This window comes from Herbaspirillum lusitanum P6-12 (genome assembly GCF_000256565.1).
GTDB lineage: Bacteria > Pseudomonadota > Gammaproteobacteria > Burkholderiales > Burkholderiaceae_D > Herbaspirillum > Herbaspirillum lusitanum.
The window spans coordinates 1-3,265 of sequence record NZ_AJHH01000309.1 but is presented as its reverse complement, the minus strand read 5'-3'; the positions used below and the strand labels follow the sequence as shown (position 1 = coordinate 3,265).

Annotated in this window: 3 protein-coding genes and 1 other RNA gene; 1 reads left to right on the top strand and 3 read right to left on the bottom strand. The window is 62.0% G+C overall.

Annotated features, from left to right (window positions below; translation table 11 throughout):
* From mreC to rnpB, 3 genes are all read right to left on the bottom strand, one after another.
* The coding region (mreC, locus tag HLUSI_RS0109720) for a rod shape-determining protein MreC (protein WP_016833789.1) at window positions 1-496 on the bottom strand (496 nt) is incomplete at its 3' end.
* A 249-nt stretch (window positions 497-745) separates the two neighbouring features.
* The gene (mreB, locus tag HLUSI_RS34640) at window positions 746-2,266 is read right to left on the bottom strand and encodes a rod shape-determining protein MreB (RefSeq protein WP_016833788.1); all 1,521 of its coding nucleotides are present in this window, start codon (window positions 2,264-2,266) and stop codon (window positions 746-748) included.
* Window positions 2,267-2,340: 74 nt separating this feature from the next.
* Window positions 2,341-2,673, bottom strand: an RNA gene (gene rnpB / locus HLUSI_RS30995) — RNase P RNA component class A.
* A 213-nt stretch (window positions 2,674-2,886) separates the two neighbouring features.
* On the opposite strand from rnpB, the gene HLUSI_RS27920 reads away from it, so the two are divergent.
* The coding region (locus tag HLUSI_RS27920) for an ABC transporter substrate-binding protein (protein WP_162098062.1) at window positions 2,887-3,265 on the top strand (379 nt) is incomplete at its 3' end.

Genomic DNA, 3,265 nt, shown 5'->3' with positions numbered 1-3,265 from the left:
CTACGGTTATGAAGGCGCCAGCCTGGCGCGCATCACGCACCGGCTGGCCGGGCGCGACGCCCTGCTGCGAACCGCGATTGAGGATGATCTTGCGGGTGAACGGATCGCGCGCATCGTAGAGGATTTCACCGACCACCGATTTGTTGGTCATGCGTTGCTGCATGCTCAGCAGCTTGCGCAGCTGGATATTCTCGGCCGCCATCTGGCGCTCTTGCTGCATCAGCTGCGCGTTCATGGCCTGCTGGCGGCGCAGCGCGTCGTTTTCCTTTTGCAGCGCAGTCAGCGAATTGAAGTAATCATCGACCTTGTAGGCGGCGTCGCGCGGCACCATGGCGACCACCTGGAACGGATACAGCATCGTGCCGACCGCCTGGCGCACCATCGACAGCGCGTGCATGCGCGAATCGACCACCAGCATGATGATCGCGATCAGCGCAAAAAAGCCGGCGCGGGCGCGGGCCGAGGCGCCTTGCTTGAAGAGTGGTGGGATATCCATGTGTCGTCAGGCCGAAACCGATGCCGGGTGAGCCGAAAACCGCAACAGCCCGGACACGGCGGGCTGAAGGGAGAGCAGCGGGCGGATACCGGGAAGATTCCGGCCAATGTCAGGAAGGCAACGCGCCGCAGCAGCCGAGATTTGGCCGTTGTGCGAACGTTTGGTTCGCAGCACCGACCCAATCTGCTTGTGCTCAGTCATAGGCGCGTTTCGGTTCCTCGAGGTTGGCCGGACTCCTGTGGCGGAGAATTATTCGTTGGAGAAGATCGAACCCAGTTTGTCCATGCGATCGAGCGCCATGCCGGAACCGCGCACCACGCAAGTCAGCGGGTCTTCCGCCACGATCACCGGCAGGCCGGTTTCTTCCATCAACAAGCGGTCCAGGTCGCGCAGCAGCGCACCGCCACCGGTGAGCATCATGCCCTTTTCGGCGATGTCGGCGCCCAGTTCCGGCGGCGTCTGTTCCAGCGCGTTCTTGACGGCGGACACGATGTTGTTGAGCGGATCGGTCAGCGCTTCCAGGATTTCGTTGCTGGAGATGGTGAACGAGCGTGGAATGCCTTCGGACAGGTTGCGGCCCTTGACTTCCATTTCCTTGACTTCGGAGCCCGGGAAAGCGGAACCGATGGCCTTCTTGATCGCTTCGGCGGTTTGTTCGCCGATCAGCATGCCGTAGTTGCGGCGGATGTAGTTGACGATGGCTTCGTCGAACTTGTCGCCGCCAACGCGCACCGAACCCTTGTACACCATGCCGCCCAGCGAGATGATGCCGACTTCCGTAGTGCCGCCGCCGATGTCGACCACCATCGAACCGGTGGCGTCCGAGACCGGCAGGCCTGAGCCGATGGCGGCCGCCATCGGTTCCTCGATCAGGTAGACCTGCGAAGCGCCGGGGGCGCCGGCGGTCAGCGTGGCGATGGCTTTTTGCAGCCACGGATTGTCGGTCTTGTGGGCCAGGATGGCGTCGACGATGTCGGGCACGGTCTGGCCGCTGCACAGCGCATTGATCAGATCGAAATTCTCGCGCAGCGCGGAAGGTGCAAACGCCACCTCGGCAGCGACGTCGCGCTCGGCTTGTTGCAATACGCGGCCGAGAACGGCAGCATCGTTGCCGTCGCCCCAATTCTGCAGTTGCAAGGCATCGATGACTTTTTGCTTGTCGGCGTGGGCGATGCGGTAATCGGCCAGCCCGGTGAACTTGGCGTCTTCGGCGTTCATCAGCGCGCCGGTCAGCGCCAGGAAGGCGCCCAGCTTGCCCGGCGTGCGGCTCAGGAACCAGCTGCCGCCGACGTCGGGATACAGGCCGATGGTGATTTCCGGCATGGCCAGGCGCGAGCGCTCGGTGACCACGCGGTGGCTGCAGCCGGCCATCAGGCCGATGCCGCCGCCCATGACGATGCCGTGGCCCCAGCACAGGATCGGCTTGGGATAGGTATGGATTTCGTAGTCGAGGCGATATTCGTGTTCGAAGAATTCAGCCGCATACTGATTGCCGCGGATGTCGTCCCGCGCCGGCGAGGCGTGGTGCTCGCGCATGCTGGTGTAGATCTTCTGCAGGTCGCCGCCGGCGCAAAAGGCTTTTTCGCCCTGCGCCTGCAGCAGCACCATCGCAATGTCCGGATCCCTGGCCCATTGACGCAACTGCGGCGTCAGCAGATGCACCATGTCGAGCGACAGCGCATTCAAGGTTTTTTCGGAAGCCAGCGTGGCGACGCCGATACGGCGGCCATTCTGCGTGGCCAGTTCTTCAAACAAAACCGGTTGGCTCATGGGGATCCTGAAGTCTCTGATTTTTCACTGACCTCGCCGGCCTCGTGAGCCGGGAGATCGTTTTTGTATGAATTAAATGAAGCAAGCCGATAGGCCGGATTCTGTTACGACGGTTGCCCGTTATGACAGCCATTCCTCTAGGCGCCGGATTGCTCCGGCGCTCAAGCTCTCTACCCGCACGCTCCGCGAGCAACATCAACGCGTGCCTATTTGAGATTGCTCCGGGTGGAGGTTACCGCGTTTCACCGTAACTTAATACGCTCGTCTCTGTGGCCCTGTTCCTCGCCTTATACCGGCTTGCGCCGGCTTTCGGCGGACGGCCGTTAACCGTCACCCTGCTCTATGGAGTCCGGACCTTCCTCCCGCCATCGCATGACACGATGACCAGCGGCTGTCTGGCTTGCTTCGGGCGTCATTGTACCTCAGGCGCCGATGTGGCCGGGAGCTTGCCTTGCAGCATGAACTCTCATCAAATAGTACGAAAACAGCAACACATCGAAAGAAAGTTTGCAGAAATTCAATGCTTGCACTTCAGAGTGGGAGCCTGGTTGTCGATAATCGAATCAAAACCTGCCTCCGGTAGCCGCTTCCAATGCTTGCTCCACGACAAGGCCGATACGATGAAAACAGCACGTCTTCGCCGCTGCTGCATTCTGCTCTGGCTGACCATGCCCGCCTGGCTGCCGGCGGCGGTGCGCGCGGCTGACGTCACTGAAGTGCCGATCGGCATCGCCATGCCGCTGACCGGCCCGGCGGCGGCATTCGGCAAGAGCTTGGTGAACGCCGCTGAAATGGCGATCGACGACGCCAACCGGCGCCATCCTAAAGTCGCCGGCCGCGCGGTCCGCTTCAAACTGCTGGTCGTGGATGAACGCGGCAGCACGCGCACCGCCGCACTGGCGGCCAACTATCTCATCAAGCAGGGCGTGGTGGCCTCCATCGGCAACGGCAGCACCTTCACCACGCTCGCCACCGCCAGGATCTTCAGCGATGCCGGCA